Here is a 24,027-nt window from a genome sequence, read left to right on the forward strand (position 1 = left end):
ACTATCTTGACGGGATGCGCGCCAGCGACCTGCTTCACCCCCGGCCCGAAGGCCTTTATTGCCCGCCCGGCGATTTCTTCATCGACCCGGTGCGGCCGGTCAACCGGGCTCTGATCACGCATGGCCATTCCGATCATGCCCGCTCCGGCCACCGCTCGGTGCTGGCGACCCAGCAGACGCTCGACATCATGGGGCTGCGCTATGGCGAGGACTTTGCGGGGACAACGCAGGCCGCGATACTCGGCGAGGCGATGGCGCTGAACGATGTCACCGTCACCTTTCATCCGGCCGGCCATGTGCTGGGCTCGGCGCAGATCGCGGTCAAGCACAAGGGCAAACGCATCGTCGCTTCCGGCGACTACAAGCGCCAGAAGGACGCAACCTGCGCTCCGTTCGAGCCGGTCCAATGCGACGTGTTCATCACCGAAGCGACCTTCGGCCTGCCGGTATTCCGCCATCCGCCCGACACGGAAGAAATCGCTCGCCTGCTTAGATCAGCGGCGCAGTTTCCCGAGCGGTCGCATCTGGTCGGCGCCTATGCGCTGGGCAAGGCGCAGCGGGTGATGCGGCTGCTGCGCGATGCCGGCTACGACAAGCCTATCTATATCCACGGCGCGCTGGCCAAGCTCAGCGAATATTACCAGAGCCGCCAGGGCATCGACCTCGGCCAGCTGGAGCCGGCAACCGTCGACAGCGGCGGCAAGCAGGATTTCACTGGGGCAATCGTCGTCGGCCCACCATCGGCGTTTGCCGACCGCTGGGCGCGCCGCTTTCCCGATCCAATCTCGTGCTTTGCGTCGGGCTGGATGCGCATTCGCCAGCGCGCCAAGCAAGGCGGCGTCGAACTGCCACTGATCATCTCCGACCACGCCGACTGGGACGAACTGACCGCCACCATCAAGGAAACCGGCGCCGGTGAAATCTGGGTGACGCATGGCCGCGAGGAAGCGCTGGTGCGTTGGTGCGAACTCGAAGGCATCGCGGCGCGGCCGCTGCATCTGGTCGGCTATGAGGACGAGGGCGATTGATGGGAATTGCCAGCGCCGCGATCCTTCACACCCCCCTCTGGCCTGCCGGCCATCTCCCCCGCAAGGGGGGAGATCGGATGTCGCCTCGGCTTTCGCCAGCCACCAACGTCGCAAGACAGGCGGCGAGTTCAAAGCTGCCAATCTCCCCCCTTGCGGGGGAGATGTCCGGCAGGACCGAGGGGGGTGTGCCGAAGCGCCAATCACGACGTGTGGCCCACCCATGAACCGCTTCGCCGAACTCCTGGACCGCCTGGTGCTGACGCCATCGCGCAACGGCAAGCTGACGCTGCTGGTCGACTACTTTCGCACTGTCGAGGACCCCGATCGCGGCCTGGCGCTGGCCGCGATCACTGGCGATCTCAACATCGCGGCGGTCAAGCCGGCTATGCTGCGTACGCTGGTCACCGAGCGCATGGACCCGGTGCTGTTCGGCTATTCCTACGACTATGTCGGCGATCTCGCCGAAACCGTCTCGTTGGTCTGGCCGCAGACGCCGGGACATATCCCCAACCGGCAGCCGACGCTTGGCGATGTCGTGGCGAAGCTGCAGACGGCAAGCCGCTCCGACGGGCCGAAGGTGCTGGCCGGGCTGCTCGACAGCGCCGGCATTTCGGCGCGCTTTGCCATCATCAAGCTGGTCACCGGCGGCTTGCGCATCGGCGTTTCGGCGCGACTGGCCAAACAGGCGCTGGCCGATTTCGGCAAAGTCGACGTCGCCGAGATCGAAGAGCTGTGGCACGGGCTGACGCCACCTTACATCTCGCTGTTCGCCTGGCTGGAGGGCAAAGCCGGAAAGCCCGAGCGGACGGCGCTTGCCCTGTTCAGCCCGGTGATGCTGTCGAACCCGGTCGGTGACGGCGATCTCGAAAAGCTCGATCCGGCCGACTATGCGGCGGAATGGAAATGGGATGGCATCCGCGTCCAGGCGGTATGCGAAGGCGGCGTCCGCCGGCTCTATTCGCGCACTGGCGATGATGTATCCGGCGCCTTTCCCGATCTCGCCCAGGCGATGAATTTTTCCGCCGCGCTCGACGGCGAGTTGCTGGTCGGCGAGCCCGCGGCGACCGGTACGTTTTCGGACCTACAGCAGCGGCTGAACCGCAAGAGCGTGACGCCGAAGATACAGCAGCAGTACCCGGCCTTCATGCGCTGCTACGATGTACTGCAGATCGGCGGCGAGGATTTGCGCGCATTGCCCTTTCGCGAGCGACGAATTCGTCTCGAGGCCTTCATCAGAACGCTCGACCCCAGCCGCTTCGATCTCTCGCCACTGGTCGATTTCGCCGATTGGCCGGCGCTGGAGGAATTGCGGCGGGCGCCGCCGCATCCGATCATCGAAGGCGTGATGCTGAAACGCTGGGATTCACCCTATCTCGCGGGACGGCCGAAAGGCCCGTGGTTCAAATGGAAACGCGATCCGCACACGGTCGATGCGGTGCTGATGTATGCGCAGCGCGGCCATGGCAAGCGCTCCAGCTTCTACTCGGACTACACGTTCGGCGTCTGGTCTGGGCCCGAAGGCGCGGAGGAACTGGTGCCGGTCGGCAAGGCCTATTTCGGTTTCACCGACGAGGAGCTGAAGCAGATCGACAAATATGTCAGGGACAATACGGTCGAGCGTTTCGGCCCGGTGCGCTCGGTGCGCGCCGACCGCAAGCAGGGCCTGGTGCTCGAGGTGGCGTTCGAAGGTCTCAACCGCTCGACCCGGCACAAATCCGGCGTCGCGATGCGATTTCCCCGTATTTCACGGCTGCGCTGGGACAAGCCGACAGCCGAAGCCGACCGCATCGAAACGCTACAGGAACTTCTCGATCGCTAGGCGTAATTCAGAACCGACAGTGCCAACCCAGGCCGGGCTCACGGTTCGATCGAGACGCGGATCTCGTAGATGTCGACCGCCTTGCCCTGCTTGTCGAAGTCGGAGTTGATGGCGATGCTGCCGGCCGCACCCGGGGGCTTGTCGGGGAACTTCACGTCGAACAAATATTCGTTGCGCTGCTGTCCAACGGCATAGCGCTTGCGGCCGCAGTCGCCGAGGTCGCCGAAGTTGCAGTCGACGGAAATCTGCGTGTCCTTGCCGTCCTCGGCGCGGGCGACGATATCGAACACGGCATGCTTGCCGGCAAGCTTCTCGAGCACACCCTGCCCGACATCGAAGCTGATGGCCGAGCCGGAAGCGCCGGAGCGGATGCGCAGGAAGGAACCTGTATCGTCTTGCACGACATCGGCCTTGGCGTCGGAGGGCGTCGCCACATGCGTCGGATCGGTGGGCGCAAACACGTTGATCCAGTCACGCGTCTGTTCGGCCGCACCTGGCTGTAGCGGCGCGCCGGGCTGCTGCGGCGCGTTTGTATCGGCCGGCGGCGTGAAATCGTCATCGTCGACCGTCGGCGGCGCCTCGGGCGGGGCCGTGTCGAGTTGCGCCGGCGTCTTGAAGACGCCGGTCTGGACGGCGAAATACAGGCCGATGCCGGCGGCTGCGAGCAAAGTGACGCCGAAGAAGATCGCCGTCAGCGGAAGGCGGCGGCCCCTTATCCGCCGTTCGTCGCGGTCAGGCGCCACTTCCGTCGCGGCCTCGGCCGGCGCGGAATCGGCTATATCGATAGCCGGGGCGCGGGGAAGCGTGGCGTCGGGCATAATGTCGGGGACGACCGGCAGGACGCGTGAGCGCGGCGCGTCGGATGCGTCGGGCCGCACCGGACCGTCTACGATGATCGCCGGCGATGGGCCGGCCACGACGCTTGTCGGGGCATCGACCGCAGGCGCTTCGGCGGCGCCTAGCGCTTGCACGGTATCTTGCGTCTGCACAGCGTCTTGCGTCTGCGCAGCGTCTTGCGTCTGCGCGGCGACATCGGGGACTGCCGGCAGGAATTCGGATTCGATCTCGGCGATCTTTTCCTGCACCGACTTGCGGCGTTTGATGGCGGCTTCCACCGTCACGCCGGGATTGGCCTGAAGGACGCGGTCAAGCGCCGCGAAGGCCGACCTATAGACCCTCTCGCGAAACGCCCGGTCCTCGGCATTGCCTTTCTCGAAGGCGTTGCGGATCGCTTTTTCGATCGCGTCCAAGCGAATTTCCCCTGTCTGTTCGCTCACATTGCCATGATCGTTAGCCGCAGGCGACCAATCAATCAACGGGCGAGCGTCCGCATTCTGCCTTGCAGGCCCGGCTAAAGCCCATTTCGGTACTTTTTGACAATGAAATCAACCTGTTTCACCGACGTCCGGGGCAATTTGAGCGCAATCGGCCGAGACAACCTTGCGCGGCCCAACAACGAAACCGCACGGCGGGTCATTCCGCGCCAACGGGAAACGTCGGGACAAATTGCCGGGTCTCGCCTTGAAATCGCGGTTGCCCATCTTGAATTAGCGGCCGGTTGAGTCTATCACCCAGCCGATCTTGGAGGCCCCGCGCTTCCCGGGCCGCTTTAGCTCAGTTGGTAGAGCACATCATTCGTAATGATGGGGTCAGGTGTTCGAGTCACCTAAGCGGCACCAGTTCCCCATCCGACGCAAGCGCGCGACGGGCCGGTGCAAGGCCAATACACGTCACCCCCTACGCAAACGCCGGTACTTCCTGCCCGCCGCGTCGACATGCGCCATATGGCCGCCGCCACAGGTGCGGATGTCTCCGGTTGTCGGTTCCAGTATCGGCATTGACCGCGCCATCGGGAAGGATTGCGTCGTCAGACGCTTGACCATCGATCATGCTGCATTGCGCAAAATTGATAGTTTCGATTTTTCCGATTATTCTACAATATAAAATTCAATCATGAAATACAACACCTATCTTACTAAGTAACCTTGTTAGTTGCTGATTACATCAGACACTAGAGATTTGCAGCTAGTAATTAAACAAGGTTTTTCCGATACGATACAACTTATCCGATAGCATGGCGCGCACGTGAAAAACCGTCAGCGACGCGACGCATTTGCAAATCATATCCACTTTTAACGCTCACTCACATAAATATTACAGTTCGGTAGATATTTTGTGTTGCACTGCACCATTGCCCGGCTACACCATTTCCTGGGGGATTCAGTACCGGGACGTACGCCGTGGAGGATTCCGCCAAGTTGACCAGCTTGAGTTTTTCGCTGGCCAGTACCGATTTCGAGGCTGCCTCGCGCACAAGGCGCGGGTTTGATGTTGTCGGCGCATTCTCAACGCTTGCAGGCGTCGACCTGTGGCACGGAACGGCGGGCCGCCGGCTTCGTCGGAGATATCAGACCGGCGGAAATGGCTGATGGCGGTCGCGCGCGACAATCAGCTGGACGCGCTTCGCGCCATCGCTGTCACGATGGTTCTCTATTCTCATTTCCTGGCACCCAACGGGTCCTCCTTTTGGGGCCATATCGGCGTGCGGCTGTTCTTCGTGCTGAGCGGCTTCCTGATCACCCGACTGCTGCTCGAAGCCCGCGCCGCGGCCGAATTCGAAGCCGGCCCTGCATTGAGATCCTTCTACATCAGGCGCGCGCTGCGCATATTCCCGCCCTATTTCGCCGTGCTCGGGTTCGTCTGGCTGACCGATCTGGAACAGTCCAGCGGATCGCTCGTCTGGCATGCGCTTTACCTGTCGAATTTCTGGTACGCGCTGCGCAACGAATGGACGCCCTGGCTACTCTGCCATTTCTGGAGCCTGAGCATCGAGGAGCAGTTCTACATCGCCTGGCCGCTGGTCGTGCTTCTTGCACCGCGCCGGCGCGTGGAAGCGATCACTATCGGCGTCATCCTGTTGTCGCTGGCCTATCGCTTCTACTGGCCGATCACCGCCACCCCGGCGCTGGCGCGCGACCTGCTGCCGCCGGCATCGATGGATGCGCTGGCGTTGGGTGCTCTGCTTGCCTGCCGGCGGACCAGAGGCGCCGCCCTGCCGCAATGGATGCGGCTAGGCTGGCCAGCCCTTGCGGCCATCTTCCTGGCGATTGAGTGGCTTGTCCCGGCGCCGGCCGATCCCATGCTGGAATGGGCCCGCTGGGCGCTGCTGCAGATCCTGCCCCTGGTGCCGCTGGTGGCCGTTGTCGCCGCCTGTTCAGCCGGCCTTGGCGGCGCCCTCGGCAGGGTTTTCGAACTGCCGCCGCTGCTGTCACTGGGCCGCATCAGCTACAGCGTCTATCTCTACCATCCGATCCTTCTGTCGCTCGCCGTCAAGTCACAGCCCTGGATTCCGCTCAATGTCTCGGAGCAGGGGCCAGGGCGATTCATGGTCGCGAGCGCCGCCACGATCGCCGTCGCTTCGATCTCGTGGACGGTTTTCGAAAAGCCGCTCAACGGCCTCAAGCGCCGCTTCCCCTATGTCGCGCGCCACCGCTCCCAGGCACGCGCCGGCGATGCCGGCTGGCTCGGCAGGGCGGCGGACGCCTATCCCAGTGGATCCCCCGATGGCCGCGCCGCGCTCGATCTCCAGCGAACGGATGCGCAGAGATGACCGCCGCGCCGCTCGTCTCCGTCCTGCTGCCGGTCTACAATGCCGAGCCTTATCTCGCCGCTGCGCTGGGGAGCATTCTGCGGCAAGACTACGATCGCCTGGAGGTCATCGCTATCGATGACGGGTCGACCGACAATTCACTCGAGATCCTCGAACGATACCGCCGGGCCGACAATCGCGTTTCTGTCATCTCACGTGAAAACCGCGGCCTCGTCGCCACCCTCAATGAAGGGCTCCGACTGGCCCAGGGCGAGCTGGTTGCGCGAATGGATGCGGACGATGTCGCCTATCCCTGGCGCCTCTCGCGCCAGGTGGCACTGTTCGAGCGGCAGCCCGAGCTCGGCTTCTGCGGCGCCTGCGTCGATACCTTGCTTCACGGCCGTATCGCCAAGGGCAGGCTCGACCCGGTGTTCCGGCTCGGCCGGCTCGACATATTGTCGATGTTCTTTACGATATTCATGCATCCGACGGTGGTCTACAACAGGAAGGTCATAGGGACCGACGATCTTTATTACGATCCAAACTACAGGCACGCCGAGGATTTCGATCTCTTCAGGCGGCTTGCTGGCCGTTTCCCGGCGACCATGTTGCCCGAGAACCTGCTCGTCTATCGCATCCATGCGGGAAGCGTGACCATGCGGCATGCCAAGGAAATGCGCAGGACGCATTTGCGGATCGTGGCCGAAAATCTCGAGCGTGAGGGGCTCGCGGAAGCCACCGCGGATCTGCGCGACATCGGCGAAGCCGTCTCGTTCGACACAGTTGCGCGCGCAGCCGATTTCATCCGTGCGCTGGAAGAGCGGATTTCGGCGCTGCCGGCCGGCACACGGCCAAGCTTCGAGGCCGGCGCGCTGAACCTGTTCTATTTCCTCTACCAGCTCGTCAGCGACGAAAGAGAGCCGCCGCTGACGCACGAATTGCTCACGCGGACGGCGAGGTGGAACTTCATCCGGCGCCGCGAACAATATGCGCTGCGTCCCGGCGTCTGGGCGCCCTGGCTCAGCCTGGCCTCGATAGCGGCCGGAAAGCGGGCGGACGCGGTGGCGTACTTCTTCAAAACCACGCCTGCCGAAGCGGTGCTGGCGCGTTATCAGCGGGGACTGGTATGACCGACAGGCCCCACCCGCTCCTGCGCGATCACCCGTCTGCGAGTGCGCCTGTCCCGGCATCTCCCCGATCGGAGCGGCCGTCGCCCGAGGTCAGCTTCATCGTCTGCACGCGCGACCGCGCCGCTGTACTGGAGGCCTGCATAGCGTCAATCCAGGCTGCATGCCGGGCGCACGCCGCCTTCGCGGCTGAGTTGGTGGTGGTCGACAATGGTTCACGGGACGGCACGTCAAAGCGGCTGGCCGGTATCGCCGAAACATCAGACATCCCAGTCACAGCCGTCTCGGAGACTCGCCCCGGACTGGCCGCTGCCCGCAATGCCGGATTGGCGCGAGCGCGAGGCCGCGTGCTGGTCTTCATCGACGATGACTGCAAGCTCGATCGCGACTATCTCCTCGACCTCGAGCGGCACTACCGGAGCGGCGAGAAGTGGCTGATCCGCGGCGGCCGAGTCGAGCTCGGCGATGCCCGGGACCTGCCCTTCACCATCAAGCGCTGCGAGGCACGCGAGCGGCTGACCCCAGCGGTCCACCCGGGCGGCTTCGTGCTCGGCTGCAACATGACCATGCACCGCGACGTCGCGGCCCGCATCGGGCCGTTCGACGAACGCTTCGGCGCTGGCGGCCCGCTACGCTCGGCTGAGGATACGGATTATCTCGTGCGGGCAATGCTGCTTGGCATGCCGGTCGAGTATGTGCCCGACATGACGGTCCTGCATCATCACGGGCGGCGAGACCGCAAATCGATCGACAGGCTGCACCGCGACTATAGCCTCGGTAATGGTGCGCTGTGCCTGAAACATGTCCGCCACGCCCCTTGGCTGCTTCGCCATGTCTATTGGTCAGCGCGGGCCGCGTTCAAGGAACTGGCGGGCCGTCCTCGCTTCGACCGCGACCTCGATCTGTCGCACTGGCCTATTGTCGTCATGAATCTGGCAGGTGCCGCCAGATTTGCGTTGCTCGTCATGATGGGATGGCCAAAACGGCTGCCGCCACGCCAGGACCGGCAAGCCAGCGAAGCCAATGCGGAGGCCAGAGCGCGATAATGTCACTGATTCCATCAGCCCTGCCAATGCTGCGCCGCGCGCTTGGGGGCAGGCTGTTGCGGCTCGTTCCCGTCGTGGTGGGGCTCGGGCTTGCGGGCGCCGCGCTGGAAGGCCTCGGCATCGGCCTCATCATTCCGCTGCTCGGCATCATTATGGGGCATGGCGAAACGTCGGGCATGGCCGGTTTCTCCGCCCTCCTCCAGCAGGCTGGAGCGGACCTCGGCGAGCGCGAGCGGCTGATCGCCATTTCGGCCGCGATCCTCGGTTCGATCGTGCTGAAGAATGTCTTTGCCTTCGCCAACACGCTGCTGACCAGCTTCATCTACGGCAAGGCAGGTTATTCGATCCGCAGCGCACTGTCGGAGCAGTTGCTCAGGGTCGGCTACCCCTTTTTCCTGCAGCAAAGCCCCGGACGGCTGCTCAACATCATCTCCAACGAATCCTGGCGAGCGTCCGACGCTATCCAGGCCCTGCTCGGCGCGATCGTCAGTGCCTCGGCCGCCGTCATCCTGCTCGCCTTCCTCCTTCTCCTGTCCTGGCAGATGACGCTGCTGGTGACGCTGGGGCTGGCGCTTGTCCAGCTGGCGCACGGGGTTTTGTCGTCCAATCTGAAGGCGCCGAGCCGCAGCGTCGTCTCGCGCAACAGCGCACTCGCGTCGCAGATGCTGCATCTGGTGCATGCTGGGCGCCTGATCCGCATCTTCGGGCAGGAGAACCACGAAAAGGCGGTTTTCGCCAAAGCGTCCGACGGGGTGCGGCGGGCGGCTTTCGTGCTTTCAATCCGCCAGGGCGTCTTGCCGCCACTGACCGAGGTGTTGCACGCGATGCTGTTCCTGGCGGTGGTGATCGGAGCCTGGCTGGCAAATGTGAGCTTCCCGCTGACCGTCGCCTTCCTCATCCTGCTCTACCGGCTGCAGCCGCATATGCGGGCCTTGCAGATGTCGTGGAGTCAGCTGCAAGGCATGAGCGGCTCGCTGGAGGAGGTGCAATGGCTGCTCGATCCTTCCGACAAGCCCGAGGCGCCGCAGGGCAGCCTGCCGTTCGACGGCTTGCGCCAAGGGATCAGCTTCGATGATGTGAGCTTCGCCTATTCCGGTCCCCTGTCCGGCCCCGACACGCGCGAGGCGGTGCTGCATCAGGCGGTGTTCGACATCCGCAGCGGCCGCTCGACGGCGCTGATCGGCCGCTCGGGCGCCGGCAAGACGACCATCGTCAATCTCCTGTGCCGCTTCGTCAAACCCGACAGCGGCAGGATCCTCGTCGATGGGGCACCGCTCGGTGAAATCGACCCAAGCCAGTGGCTGCGGAACATTGCGCTGGCCAGCCAGGAGCTGGAATTGGTCGACGGCACCATTTTTGAAAACATTGTCTACGGCCACGACGCGGCGTCGGCCAGCGACGCCATGCGCGCCGCAAGGTTGGCCGAGGCACATGAATTCATCGAGCACCTGCCGCGGGGTTATGCGACACTGGTCGGATACCGGGGCATCAACCTGTCAGCCGGACAAAGGCAAAGGATCGCGCTGGCGCGGGCGCTGGTGCGCGATCCCGATATCCTCATCCTCGACGAAGCCACCAGTGCGGTGGATGGGTTGTCGGAAGCCGCTATTGTCGAGACGCTGAAGTCGCGGGCCGGCCGCCGCACCACCATTGTCATCAGCCATCACCACAGCACCATCTCGTTCTGCGACGACGTGGTGATCTTGAGCCGCGGTCGGGTGAAGAAACAGGCCGCCTTCGCAACGCTGGCAAAGCTCAGCATGGACGAGCTTTACCAGCACGGAGCGGGTGAGTGATGGGGCGCACCCGAATCTGCGACGCGGACTTGCGCGCGGCAGCTCGCGGATTGCGATCAATCCTGCCGGCAAACCACCGCCGCGACGCATTTCCGATTTTGCAAAAGCAATTGCCAGGGAGAGGTCAGGCGGCCTTTTTCTTGGCCAACCTGGCCTTGATCGAGGCTACGTCGGCGCGCGGCGTCGCGGCGAACAGCGTCCTCGTGTAGCTGTGCTTGGGGTCGGCAAAGACCTCCTCGCGCGCGCCGTATTCGACGGCTTCGCCGAAATACATCACCATCACATCGTCGGCGATGTAGCGCACGACAGACAGATCGTGGCTGATGAAGACATAGGTCAGCTGGAATTCGTCCTGCAGGTCGGCGAGCAGATTGAGCACCTGCGCCTGCACCGACAGATCGAGCGCGGAGACCGGCTCGTCGAGCACCAGCAGGCTTGGGTTGAGCATCAGCGCGCGGGCGATCGCGATGCGCTGGCGCTGGCCGCCCGAGAACATATGCGGGTAGCGATTGTAGTGTTCGGTCCCGAGGCCGACCTTCTTCAGCATCTTCATGGCCAGGTCGCGCCGTTCTTCGGCCGGCTTGTCGGTGTTGATGAGCAGCGGCTCGCCCAGCACATCGCCGATCTTCTGGCGCGGATTGAGCGATCCGTAAGGGTTCTGGAAAACGATCTGCACCTTGCGGCGCATCTCCTTGGTCAGGCCATTCCTGGCGATGTCGACCTTGTTGCCGTCGATGAACAGCTCACCCGACGTCGCCGGATCGATCAGCGTGATGATGCGCGCCAGCGTGGACTTGCCGCAACCGCTTTCACCGACGATGGCCAGCGTCTTGCCCTTGTCGACGCTGAACGAGACGCCCTTGACCGCATGCACGGTGCGCGCGCCGCGAAACAGGCCACCGCCGACATGATAGTCGCGCTTGATGTTCTTGCCTTCGACGACCTTGATGCTCATCAGGCGACTCCGGCGGCAGGTTCGAACAACATGTCGGAGACGGTCGGCAATCGGTCGCCGACAGCATTTTCCGGCAGCGCCGACAAAAGCGCACGGGTGTAGTTGCTCTTTGGCGATTCAAACAGCGACAGCACGTCGGCCTCTTCCATCTTGCGGCCCTTGTACTGGACGATGACGCGGTCGGCGGTCTCAGCCACGACGCCCATATTGTGGGTAATCATGATCAGGCCCATGCCGTATTTGACCTGCAGCGACACCAGCAGATCGAGGATCTGCTTCTGGATGGTGACGTCGAGCGCGGTGGTCGGCTCGTCGGCGATCAGAAGCTTTGGATTGCAGGCGATGGCGATGGCGATCATGACGCGCTGGCACTGGCCGCCCGACATCTGGTGCGGGAACGAGTTCAGCCGTTCGGCCGGCTCGGCAATGCCGACCTGCGTCAGCAGCTCGATGGCCCGCTCCCGACGCTGGGCTTTATCCATGCCCATATGGAAGCGCAGCACTTCCTCGATCTGGAAGCCGACGGTGAAGCAGGGGTTGAGGCTGGCCATCGGCTCCTGGAAGATCATCGACATGTCCTTGCCGACAATCTTGCGGCGCTCGGCCGGGGTCATCTTCAGAAGGTCACGGCCATTGAAGCTCATCTCGTCGGCAGTGACCGTCGCCGTCCACGGCAACAGGCCCATCACAGCCAGCATCGACACCGACTTGCCGGAGCCGGATTCGCCGACGATGGCCAGCACTTCACGCTCGTTGACATGCAGCGAGACGCCGTCGACGGCGCGGAACGGGCCGGATGCGGTCTGGAACTCGACGACGAGATTGCGGATGTCGAGCAGCGCCATCACGACCTCCTCAGCTTCGGATCGAGCGCATCGCGCAGACCGTCGCCAACCAGGTTGATGGCAAGCACGGTGATGAGGATGGCCAGACCAGGGAAGGTCACCACCCACCAGGCACGCAGGATGAATTCCCGTGCCGAAGCGAGCATGGTTCCCCATTCCGGTGTCGGCGGCTGCGCACCAAGGCCGAGGAAGCCGAGGGCGGCCGCCTCGAGGATGGCGTTGGAGAAGGACAGCGTGCCCTGAACGATCAGCGGCGCGAGGCAGTTGGGCAGGATGGTGCGCAGCATCAGCCGGATATGCCCAGCGCCCGCAACCTTGGCGGCGATCACATATTCGCGGCCCTTTTCGGCCATGACAGCGGCGCGCACCAGGCGCGCAAAGTGGGGCTGCAGGACAAGCGCGATGGCCAGCATGGCATTGAACAGGCCGGGGCCGAGGATGGTGACCAGAACCAGCGCCAAAAGCAGCGACGGGAAGGCCAGGATCAAATCCATGACGCGCATGATCGCGACGTCGACCCAGCCGCGGAAGTAGCCGGCCAGCAGGCCGAGCGTGATGCCGCCGGTAAGCGCCAGGGTGACGACGACGGCGCCGATGAGCAGCGAGAAGCGCGCGCCATAGAGCAGGCGCGAGAGCATGTCGCGCCCGACCGCGTCGGTACCGAGCAGATACTCGGCGCTGCCGCCTGCCTGCCAGGCCGGCGGCCGCAAGAAAGCGGTCTTGTCCTGGATGTCGGGCGCATAAGGCGCCAGCAGCGGCGCAAAGAGTGCGGCCAGCACCAGCAGGATGAAGACGAACAGGCCGATGACGGCGCCGCGGTTTACCGAGAAATAGTGCCAGAAGGTCCTGAAGCCGGTCAGGCGGTCAGGGTTGCCGGCGGCCATCGGGGCGATTTCGGTGGACTGGCTCATCACGCCGCCCTGATGCGCGGGTTGATGACGGCATAGAGCACGTCGACGATCAGGTTCACGGCCATGACGATAAGGGCGATCAAGAGCAAGCCTGACTGCACGACGACATAGTCGCGCTTGAAGATGGAATCGACCATCCACTTGCCGATACCCGGCCAGGCAAAGATGGTTTCGGTGAGGATGGCGCCGGCGAGCAGCGCGCCGACCTGCAGGCCGATGGTGGTGACCACCGGGATCAGCGCATTGCGCAGCGCGTGCACGCCGATGACGCGGGTCGAGGAAAGACCCTTGGCGCGGGCGGTCCGCACATAGTCCTCGCCCAGCACTTCGAGCATGGCCGAGCGCGTCTGGCGCGCGATGACCGCCAGCGGGATGGTGCCGAGCACGACCGCCGGCAGCACCAGATGGCTCAATGCCGAGCGGAAGGCATCCCATTTGCCGTAGAGCAGGGTGTCGATGGTCATGAAGCCGGTGATCGGCTTGAAGAAGAACTGCAGGCCGATGCGGCCTGAAACCGGGGTCCAGCCGAGATAGCCGGAGAAAAAGATGATCAGCAGCAGACCCCACCAGAAGATCGGCATGGAATAGCCGACAAGGGCGGTGCCCATCAGTCCCTGGTCAAACCACGAGCCGCGTTTGACCGCGGCAAAGATGCCGGCCGGGATGCCCAGCACCATGGCGAAGATCAAGGCGAAAACAGAGAGCTCGATGGTTGCCGGGAAGAGCGTCATAAAATCTTCGATGACCGGACGCTTGGAAGAGATCGAGACGCCGAAATTACCGGTCGCGGCATCGCGGACATAATGCGCATATTGCTGCCAGATCGGCAGATTGTAGCCGAACTGTTCCTTCAGTTCTTCGTAGCGCGCGGGCGACACACCATGCTCGCCGGCCATGGCAAGGATGGGATCGCCGGGCAGCAGCCTGACGAAAGCGAAGGCACAGATGGTGATGCCGATCAGCGTCGGGAGCACCAAGACGATTTTGTTGAGGAGATATCGGAGCATCTTGAAAAGGGGGCGGCGCCTGATTGCGCGCCGCCCGCCTAACAGTTCTATTCGGCCTTGTCGACGCCGTCGAAGCGATGAATGCCGAGCGGGTCCATCATGAAGCCGCTGACATTCTTGCGCACGACTGCGTAGACCTGGCTGTGTGCCAGGAGGAAGGCCGGAGCCTGTTTCTGGAAGACAACCTGCGCCTCTTCGTAGAGCTTGGTGCGTTCGGCCTGGTCGCTGGTCTTCTTGGCCTTCTGGATCAGGTCCTCGAAGTCCTTGTCGCACCAGCTGGAGTAGTTCGACACGCCGATGGCCGAGCAGGCGAACAGCGTGGCGAAGAAGTTGTCCGGATCGCCATTGTCACCGGTCCAGCCGATCTGGAATGCGCCGGGACGGTCCTTCTTCTTGCCTTCCTCGCGGTACTTCGTCCACTCGTAGTTGACGATCTCCGCCTTGACGCCGACCTTGGCCCAGTCGGCCTGGATCAGTTCAGCGGCGCGCGCGAAGTTCGGGTTGTAGGGACGAACGCGATCGGAGGCCCAGAGCTGGATCTCCTTCAACCCGGCATCGGCCAGCACCTTCTTGGCCGCTTCCGGATCATAGGCGTCGGACTTCACGTCCTTGTCCCACGACCACATGGTCGGCGGGATCAGGTTTACCGCCGGAGTGGCGCCGGCGTCCTGGAACAGCGACTTGATGAGCGATTCCCGATCGATCGCCTGGTTGAGCGCATGGCGCACCTCAGGCTTGTCGAGCGGCGGGATGGTGGTGTTGTAGCTCATATAACCGATGTTCAGGCCGGCCTGATCCATCAAGGTCACGTCGTTGTTGGCCTTGATCATGCCGATGTCGGCAGGATTCGGATAGGGCGCGATATCGCATTCGCCGGCGAGCACCTTCTGGATGCGGGCGGTGGCGTCCGGCGTGATGGCGAAGACGAGATCGTCGATCTTTTCCTTGCCCTTGAAGTAATCGGGATTGGCCGCATAACGGATCACCGAATCCAGCTGGTAGTCGACGAACTGGAACGGGCCGGTGCCGATCGGCTTGGTCGAGAAGTCGGCCATCTTGCCGTCTTTTTCCAGCTGGTCGGCATATTCCTTCGACACGATCGAGGCGAAGTCCATGCCGAGATTGGCCAGCATCGGCGCGTTCGGCTCGGTCAGCGTCAGCTTCACGGTGAGGTCATCGACCTTTTCCCACTTGGCGACGTATTTCGGCATGTCCATGCCGGTGTAGTAGTCCCAGGTCAGGTTCGGCAGGTACTTTTCGCCGTTCCAGGGGTTTTCCTTGTTGAACTGGCGATCGAAGGAAAAGACGACGTCGTCAGCATTGAAATCACGCGTCGGCTTGAAGAAATCCGTGGTCTGGAACTTCACACCCGGATGCAGGTGGAAAGTATAGACCAGGCCGTCGTCCGAAATCTCCCATTTGTCGGCGAGGCCGGGCACAACTTCGGTGCCGCCATGCTTGAACTCGACCAGGCGCGAATAAACGGTACGCGACGAGGCATCGAAGTCGTTGCCGCCCGTCGTGGTGCCCGGGTCGAAGTTGGCTGGCGAGGCCTCCGAGCAATAGACCAGCGTCTTGGCATTGGCCACGCCGCCGAGGACGCTTGCAGCCAGCAACGCGGCTGCAAAAGTCAGTTTCTTTTTCATTGAGCACTCCCTGATGTTCTTCCAAGCCCCTCTATCAGGCTCGCGAAGCGCGCATATAAGCACCGTTTTTCCGGCTTTGGAACTCCCTGTTTGCCTACCCCACCGTAAGCAGAAAATATTTCTCGGCTTTTGCTCGATTTCAGAAAGAAATAGCAAAATCTGCTAATCACGGGATTGTTAACGACCGCATTTTTTCATTGATCGCCGGTATCGCTGGAACAATGATCCGCAGGCCTGGGGCCGCTCACGCCCGTCGCGACAAGCAGGTGCCGCAGGCAACAGCGCAGGACAGATTTTGACGGCAAATCTTTGCCGTCCTGCCGTTGGGGCAAGACTTGCACGGCCGCCGATAGTCGCAATAGATAGATGACACGCCGGATTTCCCGGGAATCCGCGACATCGCTGCAGCGGAGGACGCCTCACTATATAGAGGCGGTGCAGCATGGAGCATGCAACGAACGACTGAGGGAGGCTAGAGGTGGCAAAAGCAACAAAGACAACGGCCCCGGCGAAAGCAAAAGCAGGGTCTGCTTCAAAGCCGGCCGCCGCTGCCGCCAAACCGAAAGCGCCTTCGGTCAAAACCGCTCCCGCCGCCAAGCCAAAGGCAACCATCGCGCCGGCGAAGGCAAGCGCCAAGCCGGCAGCGAAACCTGCGACCAAGCCCGCGGCCGCGAGGACAGCACCTGTTGCAAAGCCCGCCGCCAGCGCTGCAGCGAAAACGGCGGCGGCAAAGCCGGCGCCGAGCCCGGCCAAAAAACTGCCGAAGACGCTGACGGCGCTTGCCGCAGGCCTGCCGGAAAAGCCGTGGCTCAAAAGCTATTCGAAAGTCGTGCCGGCCGAGATCGGCACCCTGCCCTACAGTTCGATCGGCGACTTCCTGGTCGGCGCCTGCAAGCAGTTTTCCGGCCAGCCGGCATTCGTGTGCATGGGCAAGTCGATCTCCTACGCCGAACTTGAGCGGCAATCGGCTGCCTTCGGCGCCTATCTGCAGTCGAAGGGCCTGCAGAAGGGCGCACGCGTGGCGCTGATGATGCCGAATGTGCTGCAATATCCGGTGGCGATGATGGCCGTGCTTCGCGCAGGCTATATCGTGGTGAACATCAATCCGCTCTACACGCCGCGCGAGCTCGAACACCAGCTCAAGGATTCCGGCGCGCAGGCGATCGTCATTCTCGAGAATTTCGCCAGCACCCTGGACGCGGTGATCGCCAGGACGGCGGTCAAGCATGTGGTGATTGCGGCGATGGGCGACATGCTCGGCGGCCTCAAGGGCACGATCGTCAACCTCGTCGTGCGGCGGGTGAAGAAGATGGTGCCGGCCTGGTCGCTGCCCGGCCATGTCAAGTTCAATGCGGCCGTGAAGGCCGGCGCCGGCATCGCCTTCAAACCGGCCAAGATGGAAGCCAACGACGTCGCCTTCCTGCAATATACAGGCGGCACCACGGGAATTTCCAAAGGTGCTGTGCTGCTGCACTCCAATGTGTTGTCCAATGTCGCGCAGAACACGCTGTGGCTGCAGGACGCCTACACGATCAAGCCGAAACCGGCGCATCTCAACTTCATTTGCGCGCTGCCGCTCTACCATATCTTCGCGCTGACGGTGAACGCGCTGATGGGCATGCAGCAGGGCGCCCAGAACGTTCTGGTTCCCAATCCGCGCGACATTCCCGGCTTCGTCAAGGAGCTGCAGAAGTACCCGATGCACATCTTCCCGGGTCTCAACACGCTGTTCAACGCACTGCTCAACAATGAGGATTTCCGCAAGCTCGACTTCAAACCGCTGATCATGACGCTGGGCGGCGGTATGGCGGTGCAGAAGGGGGTTGCCGAGCGCTGGAAGGCGTTGACCGGCAACTCGATCACCGAGGGCTACGGGTTGTCGGAGACCTCGCCGGTGGCCACCGCCAACAGGTTCAGCGACAGCAATTTCACCGGCACGATCGGCCTGCCGCTGCCTTCGACCGAGATCGTCATCCGCGACGATGACGGCAACAATCTGCCGCTGGGCGAGGTCGGCGAGATTTGCATCCGCGGGCCGCAGGTGATGGCCGGCTACTGGAACCGGCCGGACGAGACCGCCAAGGTGATGACCAAGGACGGCTTCTTCAAATCCGGCGACATGGGCTTCATGGACGAGCGCGGCTACACCAAGATCGTCGACCGCAAGAAGGACATGATCCTGGTCTCCGGCTTCAACGTCTATCCGAACGAACTCGAGGAAGTCGTCGCGCAGCATCCGGGTGTGCTCGAAGTGGCGGCAATCGGCGTGCCGGACGAGCATTCGGGCGAAGTGCCGAAGCTGTTCGTGGTCAAGAAGGATCCGGCGCTGACCGTCGAGGCGCTGACCGCCTATTGCCGCGAAAACCTGACCGGTTACAAGCGGCCGAAATACATCGAGTTCCGGACCGAACTGCCAAAGACGCCGGTCGGCAAGATTTTGCGCCGGGCGCTGCGGGAATAGATTTGAACGACGAGCGCAGTCGCGATGCAGACAACAATCCGCGTTCCGACGCGGCGACGTTCATCAAGGCGAACATGCGCCTTGCGCCTGTTCCAGCTCTTCCCGAAATCCTGCTCTACACGGCTCATCCAGGCAGCGGCCTAAGGCGGCTTGTCGAGTGGCAGGACCATGGGCCGGAAGACGGCACCGAGGCCAACGAGCCTGAGCCACAGCCACCCTACTGGGCCTATGCTTGGGCCGGCGGCGCGGTGCTTGCGCGCTATATACTCGACCATCCGCAAAGCGTCGCCGGCCGCCGCGTACTCGACCTCGGCGCCGGCTCCGGCCTCGTCGGCATCGCCGCCGCCAAGGCCGGCGCCAGCACAGTGATCGCCGCCGAGATCGACCGCAACGGCGTTGCCGCCATAGGCCTCAATGCCGCGGCGAATGGCGCCGAGATCACCATTGTCGACCAGGACATCATCACGGGCCCGCCGCCGGCGGTCGACCTCGTGCTTGCCGGCGACGTGTTCTACGGCCGGGAGGTCGCTCTGCGGGTTATCCCATTCCTCGACCGCTGTCTGGCGGCCGGCATCGACGTGCTGGTCGGCGATCCCCGTCGCAACGACCTGCCGCTGTCCCGGCTGCGGTTGCTGGCGGAGTATCAGGTGCCGGATTTCGGCGACGCGAAGGGCGCCGAGACCAAGCCGAGCGGGGTGTTTTCGTTTGAGGCGGGAGAGCGCTGGCGCTGAATGAGCGGGTTCGACCGATTCCAGTCAGAGCGCCGACAGCATGCCGGCCTCGTCAAGCCCCATAAGCCTGGAGTAGCCGACCACGCCGGCGGCAAGGATGGCGGTAAGCCGGCGTTCCATTGCTATCTCGCAAGCTCCAGCACCGTCTGCCAGCGCGGAAGGCTGTGCAGCGGCTCGAAGTCAGAGTCTTGCCGAGTCCATGCTTTTGTATCTTGATTGGCGTGCGGAAGCAGGCGCTCCAGGAGATCCAGCGCGCCATCGAATTCGCCGAACAGACAGTAGAGGCAAGCGATATTGTATTGGGTCAGAATATCGTCGGGATCGATGGCGAGCGCCCGCGAGGCCCAATCCCTTGCACGTTCAATGTTGCCAAGGACGGCGAGCGCATTCGCTCCCAAATAGGCAGGTCGTGGATTCTCCGGGTTGCGCGCCAGTTCGCGCTCGGCGCGCTCCACGGTTCTGCGAGCCGCGTCCTTCACCTGTTCTGGCCGCCCCAAGGATCGGTATGCCGCTTGGAGGAAGTTGACGGATTGAAAGTCTTCCGGCTTGATCTCGGCTGCACGCTCGTAATATCGAACGGCCTGCTCGGGCTTTCCCTGCACCAGGAAAGTGCGGGCGTAGAAATAGTGCGCTTCGAAAAGGTTCGGATTGTTGGCGATCGCCAGCTCGAATTCACGCTCTGCTTCGGCGTAGCGCTGGTTGATCGAGAGGGCAAGGCCACGTGAGGCGTGGGCTTCGGCAAGACCGCTCTCGAGGTCCAGCGCTTTGGCACTGTTCGCCAAAATGCCCTCGACGGAGACCTTCTCGTCATAATGAAGGAAGAGAAACGAATCGCAATCGGCAACGCCGGCATAGGCACGAGCGTAGAGCGGATCAAGTTCGATCGCCTTCGCAAACATGCGCTTGGCTAGCACATAATACGACTTCGACCCACGGTGGAAGAACTCGCGCCCTCTCAGATAGTAGGTGTAAGCCTCGACACTCTCGGTCGGCGCCTGCGTGATCGCCTTCTTTTCCTCCGGCAGCAGCCTCACCTTGAGCTGGTCGACAATGGTGTGGGTGATCTCGTCCTGAATCGCGAAGATGTCCGTCAGGTCGCGGTCATAACGATCGGCCCACAGATGCGTGCCGTCCTTGCCGTCGATCAACTGCGCGGTGATGCGCACGCGCTGGCCGGCCTTGCGGACGCTGCCTTCAAGCACCGTTGCGACATTGAAGCGCCGGCTGACCTCCTGCACGTCGACAGACTTGCCCTTGTAGGTGAAAACTGAATTGCGGGCGATCACCGACAGGCCGGAAATCTTTGACAGATCGGTGATGATGTCCTCGGTGATACCGTCGGAGAAATACTCCTGCTCCGGATCGCCGCTCATGTTGTTAAACGGCAGCACGGCGATCGACGGCTTTTCCTTCGCCGGCGCTGGCCTGGCCGACGCTACGCCGTTCGTCGCGCGCGATGGCGGAGCGCCGGCGAAGAGGTCGACGTTGTAGACACGGACCGGCCGGTCAATGTTCTTGAGGGTCTGCTCGCCGGTGTCCTCGAAGGAGAGATCGAGCCGGTTGCCGACATTGTCGCGGACCGAGCCAGAGACGGCTACACCGCCTGGCCTGGCGATGCTCTCGATACGCGCCGCGATGTTGACGCCGTCGCCGTAGATGTCGCTGTCCTCGAAAATGATATCGCCGAGATGGACGCCGATGCGGAACTCGATGCGGCGCTCCTCCGGCACATCGACATTGCGCTCGCGCATCCGGCGCTGGATGTCGGCGGCGCACGCCACTGCGTTCACCACGCTCGGGAACTCGACAAGCATGCCGTCGCCGGTGAGTTTGACGATGCGGCCCTGGTGTTCGGCGATCTTGCCGTCGGCCATCTCGCGCCGATGCGTCTTGAGCGCCGACAGCGTGCCGGCTTCGTCAAGCCCCATCAGCCTGGAATAGCCGACCACGTCGGCGGCCAGTATTGCTGTCAGGCGGCGTTCCATACTCGGTTGCCCCGCATGTTTCAGACGCATACCTTAGCAGTTTCCCCGCGTCGCAAGCAGTTTTTCGCCGACCAGAGGAAGAATACCGGCTTCCGCACAAAGGCAAACGGATAAACCACACCTCGAATGCCCGTTCATGCCGCGATCCGGCTCTATCCCTGCACAGCCAGGCAAAGCTCAGCGCCATCGCGCGGCAGCTCAACGACGCCCCGGAAAGACCTTGCTCGATAAGACCCCGGCGGAGAAGTTCGCTGAGTGCGTTGCAGCGATCGGTTGAACCCGCCACCCATTGCAGACATTAGAGGGCCAGTGCACACTTTGCCAATGCATATTGTCGGACGCATCCCCTGCCCCTCTTGGCCGCAGCACTCGCTCTAGGCGCTTGCTCGACACCTACCATTGCGGGCATGGCCCCGCCTCCCGTCAACGCCTCACCAGCCACTCAACAAATGATCGGCATTATCGCCACGGGGCCGCAAGCTGACTTGGACCGATTGCAGGCCTTTGCCACGAAGAGCGGCTTTCCGAGCAAACAGATGGACGCGCCGGAAGGATGGGAACTCTTCGTCGTATTTCCGCCCGACAGTGACGCCTCTGCCGTTGCAGCCTTTACCGATCGGTTGCGCGGCAGTGAGTTTTCAGCACTTGAGTTTGGGTACGCTATGGCACCTGTGAGCCCGTAACCCCAGGCCTTCCCCGTCAGACCGTCTCCTTGACCCGCGCCGACAGAAAGTCCGGCAAGTCGGCAACAGAATCTAGAACGACATCGGCGATCGCCGTTAGCGATTCACGGGTGCCTGTGCCGGAGAGCACGCCGATCGCCAGTCCGCAGCCACCGGCGCGCGCCATCTCCAGATCGTGACGGTTATCGCCGACCATGGCGATCTCGGCGGGCCTCAGCCCGGTCAGGTCGCAGAAGGCGAGGATCGTGTCCGGCGCCGGTTTCGGATTGGCCACCGCGTCATAGCCATAGGCGGCGTCGAAGAGCTGGGCGACGCCGAGCGTCACCATGGTCTTCTCAGCACCGGCGGTCGAATCATTGGTGGCGACGCCGAGCCGGTAGGCGCGTTTGTGCAGCGCCGTCAGCGCACCGACGATGCCCGGCAGCGCCACCGCCATCGACGAGCCCTGCACCGAGGTGATCTCGTTGAAGCGGGCGACGGCCAGCATCTGGTCCTCGTCGGACAGGCGCGGGAACCACAGCTCGACGACATCCATGTTGGTGCCCGAGGCAAAGATCGAATCCGGTTTGAAGCGCTTGGCGACAAAATCGAAGCCTGCCGCCGAAAGCAGCCTGTCGGCCTTCCAGCGGTCGCCCTCGGCGGCGTCCATGGCCATGAAATCGGCAATGCTGAGCCAGGTCGCGTTGAAATCGACAAGCGTGCCGTCCTTGTCGAACAAGATGCCCTTGATGTCGGCCGGGTTTTTCATGCCGCACCCCGCAGCTGCTGGATGCGCGCAACCAGCCCGGCGGTCGACGCGTCGCGCTTGGCGGCGCTCTCCTTGCCTTCCACGACAGGCAGCAGGCCCGTCGCCAGCTCCTTGCCAAGCTCCACGCCCCATTGATCGAAGGAGTTGATGTTGAACAGAATGCCTTCGACGAAGACGCGGTGCTCGTAGAGCGCGATCAGCCGTCCGAAGGTGCGCGGGTCGAGCTTGCGGTAGAGGATCGTCACCGACGGACGATTGCCGGAGAAGACGCGGTGCGGAGCGATCTTGTCGACATCGGCCGGCTTCATGCCCTTGGCCAACATCTGCGCGCGCGCTTCTTCCAGCGTGCGGCCCTTCATCAACGCTTCCGACTGAGCCAGGCAATTGGCGAGCAGCAGATCGTGCTGGTGCTTCAGATCAGGCTCATGGCCGACGGCGGCGGCGAGGAATTCGACCGGAATGAAATCGGTGCCTTGATGCAGCAGCTGGAAGAAGGCGTGCTGGCCATTGGTGCCGGGTTCGCCCCAGACCAGCGGCCCGGTCGGCGTCGTCACCGGCGTGCCGTCGAGGGTGACGCCCTTGCCGTTCGATTCCATGTCGAGTTGCTGCAGGTAGGCTGGCAGCCTGGACAGGCGCTGGTCATAGGGGATGACGGCACGCGCCGGATAACCGCAGATCACGCGATGCCACCAGCCGACCAGTCCCAAAAGCGCCGGCAGGTTCTTCCGCAGGGGGGCGGTGCGGAAATGCTCGTCCATCTCATGCGCGCCGTCGAGGAAGGCGCGGAAGTTCCGTGGGCCAATGGCGATCATCACCGGCAGGCCGATGGCGCCCCACAGCGAATAGCGGCCGCCGACCCAGTCCCAGAAGCCGAACACGCGATCGGCCTCAATCCCAAATTTCGCAACCAGGTCGAGCGCGGTCGAGACGGCGGCGAAATGCTTGCCGACGGCTTCCTTGCCGAGCGCCTTCTGCACCCATTTGCGCGCTGTCTCGGCATTGGTCATCGTCTCGACCGTGGTGAAGGTCTTCGAGGCGATGATGAACAGCGTGGTTTCCGCCGAGAGCTCCTTCAGCGTGTCGTGGATATGGGCGCCGTCGATGTTGGAGACGTAATGCGCGCGCGGGCCGTCATGATAGGGCGCCAGCGCCAGCGTCGCCATGGCTGGGCCGAGATCGGAGCCGCCAATGCCGATGTTGACGATATCGGTGATCTTCTTGCCGGTGGCGCCGGCGGCCTTGCCGGAGCGAATGGCATCCGCAAAAGCGCCCATGGCATCGAGCACGGCAAGCACATCCGCCTTGACGTCCTGACCGTCGACGGTGACGCCCTTGCCAGAGAGGTTGCGCAGCGCCGTGTGCAGCACGGCGCGGTCCTCGGTGATGTTGATCTTCTTGCCGGAAAACATCGCCGCGCGGCGTCCCTCGAGGTCGGCGGCGCCGGCGAGCTTTTCGAGCAGCTCCATCGTGCGCTGGTCGACTGCGCATTTCGACCAGTCGAGCAGAAGGTCGCCGTCACTGGCCGAAAATGTCTCGAAGCGCTTGGGGTCGGCGGCAAAAGCCTCGCGCATCGTGCCCGATGCCGCTGCGCGCGCAGCACGCAAGGCGACAAGCTGTTTGTCGAAGGACGAGTGATCCAATGCCGGCTCC

The 24,027-nt window shown here is 63.1% G+C and carries 18 protein-coding genes and 1 tRNA gene; 10 read left to right on the forward strand and 9 right to left on the reverse strand.

The window, feature by feature from the left end:
• Positions 1-14: 14 nt before the first annotated feature.
• Both H0241_RS05360 and H0241_RS05365 read left to right on the forward strand, forming a co-directional pair.
• Entirely contained in the window at positions 15-1,028 is a 1,014-nt protein-coding gene (locus H0241_RS05360; protein ID WP_181056842.1) for a ligase-associated DNA damage response exonuclease, read from the forward strand.
• 220 nt (positions 1,029-1,248) lie between these two features.
• Complete coding sequence (locus tag H0241_RS05365) at positions 1,249-2,847, forward strand: cisplatin damage response ATP-dependent DNA ligase (protein ID WP_181056373.1); 1,599 nt, start codon at positions 1,249-1,251, stop codon at positions 2,845-2,847.
• 38 nt (positions 2,848-2,885) lie between these two features.
• Here the strand turns inward: H0241_RS05365 and H0241_RS05370 are convergent, their stop codons facing one another.
• Positions 2,886-4,097, reverse strand: coding sequence for a hypothetical protein (locus tag H0241_RS05370; protein WP_181056375.1), 1,212 nt, complete (start codon positions 4,095-4,097; stop codon positions 2,886-2,888).
• 353 nt (positions 4,098-4,450) lie between these two features.
• Between H0241_RS05370 and H0241_RS05375 the strand changes: the two genes are divergently transcribed.
• The 5 genes from H0241_RS05375 (at position 4,451) to H0241_RS05395 (ending at position 10,405) form a co-directional block, all read left to right on the forward strand.
• Positions 4,451-4,526: transfer RNA gene (locus H0241_RS05375), tRNA-Thr, on the forward strand.
• A gap of 749 nt (positions 4,527-5,275) precedes the next feature.
• Entirely contained in the window at positions 5,276-6,457 is a 1,182-nt protein-coding gene (locus H0241_RS05380) for an acyltransferase family protein (protein ID WP_181056376.1), read from the forward strand.
• Positions 6,454-7,566 (forward strand): glycosyltransferase family 2 protein, encoded by a 1,113-nt coding sequence (locus H0241_RS05385; protein WP_181056378.1) that lies wholly within the window; start codon positions 6,454-6,456, stop codon positions 7,564-7,566. Before H0241_RS05380 ends, H0241_RS05385 begins: the two co-directional genes overlap by 4 nt.
• Positions 7,563-8,609, forward strand: coding sequence for a glycosyltransferase family 2 protein (locus H0241_RS05390; protein WP_181056379.1), 1,047 nt, complete (start codon positions 7,563-7,565; stop codon positions 8,607-8,609). The genes H0241_RS05385 and H0241_RS05390 overlap by 4 nt, the downstream gene beginning before the upstream one ends.
• A complete protein-coding gene (locus H0241_RS05395; protein WP_181056380.1) occupies positions 8,609-10,405 on the forward strand; it encodes an ABC transporter ATP-binding protein in 1,797 nt (598 codons plus the stop codon). The genes H0241_RS05390 and H0241_RS05395 overlap by 1 nt, the downstream gene beginning before the upstream one ends.
• Before the next feature lie 124 nt (positions 10,406-10,529).
• On the opposite strand, the gene H0241_RS05400 is transcribed toward H0241_RS05395, so the two are convergent.
• The 5 genes from H0241_RS05400 to H0241_RS05420 are packed head-to-tail and all read right to left on the reverse strand — an operon-like array spanning position 10,530 to position 15,769.
• Positions 10,530-11,360, reverse strand: coding sequence for a dipeptide ABC transporter ATP-binding protein (locus H0241_RS05400; RefSeq protein ID WP_181056381.1), 831 nt, complete (start codon positions 11,358-11,360; stop codon positions 10,530-10,532).
• Positions 11,360-12,205 carry an ABC transporter ATP-binding protein gene (locus tag H0241_RS05405; RefSeq protein ID WP_181056383.1) on the reverse strand — a complete coding sequence of 282 codons (846 nt, stop codon included), beginning with the start codon at positions 12,203-12,205 and terminating at the stop codon, positions 11,360-11,362. Before H0241_RS05405 ends, H0241_RS05400 begins: the two co-directional genes overlap by 1 nt.
• Entirely contained in the window at positions 12,205-13,089 is an 885-nt protein-coding gene (locus H0241_RS05410) for an ABC transporter permease subunit (RefSeq protein WP_235984149.1), read from the reverse strand. Before H0241_RS05410 ends, H0241_RS05405 begins: the two co-directional genes overlap by 1 nt.
• A gap of 26 nt (positions 13,090-13,115) precedes the next feature.
• Complete coding sequence (locus tag H0241_RS05415) at positions 13,116-14,123, reverse strand: ABC transporter permease subunit (RefSeq protein ID WP_181056385.1); 1,008 nt, start codon at positions 14,121-14,123, stop codon at positions 13,116-13,118.
• A gap of 47 nt (positions 14,124-14,170) precedes the next feature.
• On the reverse strand, positions 14,171-15,769 hold the full coding sequence (locus tag H0241_RS05420; RefSeq protein WP_181056386.1) for an ABC transporter substrate-binding protein: 1,599 nt from the start codon (positions 15,767-15,769) through the stop codon (positions 14,171-14,173).
• Between the two features lie 478 nt (positions 15,770-16,247).
• Between H0241_RS05420 and H0241_RS05425 the strand changes: the two genes are divergently transcribed.
• Positions 16,248-18,230, forward strand: a complete 1,983-nt coding sequence (locus H0241_RS05425) for a long-chain fatty acid--CoA ligase (protein WP_181056387.1) — start codon at positions 16,248-16,250, stop codon at positions 18,228-18,230.
• A gap of 74 nt (positions 18,231-18,304) precedes the next feature.
• The gene (locus H0241_RS05430; protein ID WP_181056843.1) at positions 18,305-18,961 is read left to right on the forward strand and encodes a class I SAM-dependent methyltransferase; all 657 of its coding nucleotides are present in this window, start codon (positions 18,305-18,307) and stop codon (positions 18,959-18,961) included.
• A gap of 122 nt (positions 18,962-19,083) precedes the next feature.
• On the opposite strand, the gene H0241_RS05435 is transcribed toward H0241_RS05430, so the two are convergent.
• Positions 19,084-20,946 carry a TPR end-of-group domain-containing protein gene (locus tag H0241_RS05435; protein WP_407941719.1) on the reverse strand — a complete coding sequence of 621 codons (1,863 nt, stop codon included), beginning with the start codon at positions 20,944-20,946 and terminating at the stop codon, positions 19,084-19,086.
• A 449-nt stretch (positions 20,947-21,395) separates the two neighbouring features.
• On the opposite strand from H0241_RS05435, the gene H0241_RS05440 reads away from it, so the two are divergent.
• A complete protein-coding gene (locus H0241_RS05440; protein WP_181056389.1) occupies positions 21,396-21,629 on the forward strand; it encodes a hypothetical protein in 234 nt (77 codons plus the stop codon).
• A gap of 16 nt (positions 21,630-21,645) precedes the next feature.
• Here the strand turns inward: H0241_RS05440 and H0241_RS05445 are convergent, their stop codons facing one another.
• Both H0241_RS05445 and pgi read right to left on the reverse strand, forming a co-directional pair.
• A complete protein-coding gene (locus H0241_RS05445; RefSeq protein ID WP_181056390.1) occupies positions 21,646-22,377 on the reverse strand; it encodes an HAD family hydrolase in 732 nt (243 codons plus the stop codon).
• Entirely contained in the window at positions 22,374-24,017 is a 1,644-nt protein-coding gene (pgi, locus tag H0241_RS05450) for a glucose-6-phosphate isomerase (protein ID WP_181056844.1), read from the reverse strand. Before pgi ends, H0241_RS05445 begins: the two co-directional genes overlap by 4 nt.
• Between the last annotated feature and the right edge of the window lie 10 nt (positions 24,018-24,027).

Source organism: Mesorhizobium neociceri (assembly GCF_013520985.1).
GTDB classification, from domain to species: Bacteria; Pseudomonadota; Alphaproteobacteria; order Rhizobiales; family Rhizobiaceae; genus Mesorhizobium; species Mesorhizobium neociceri.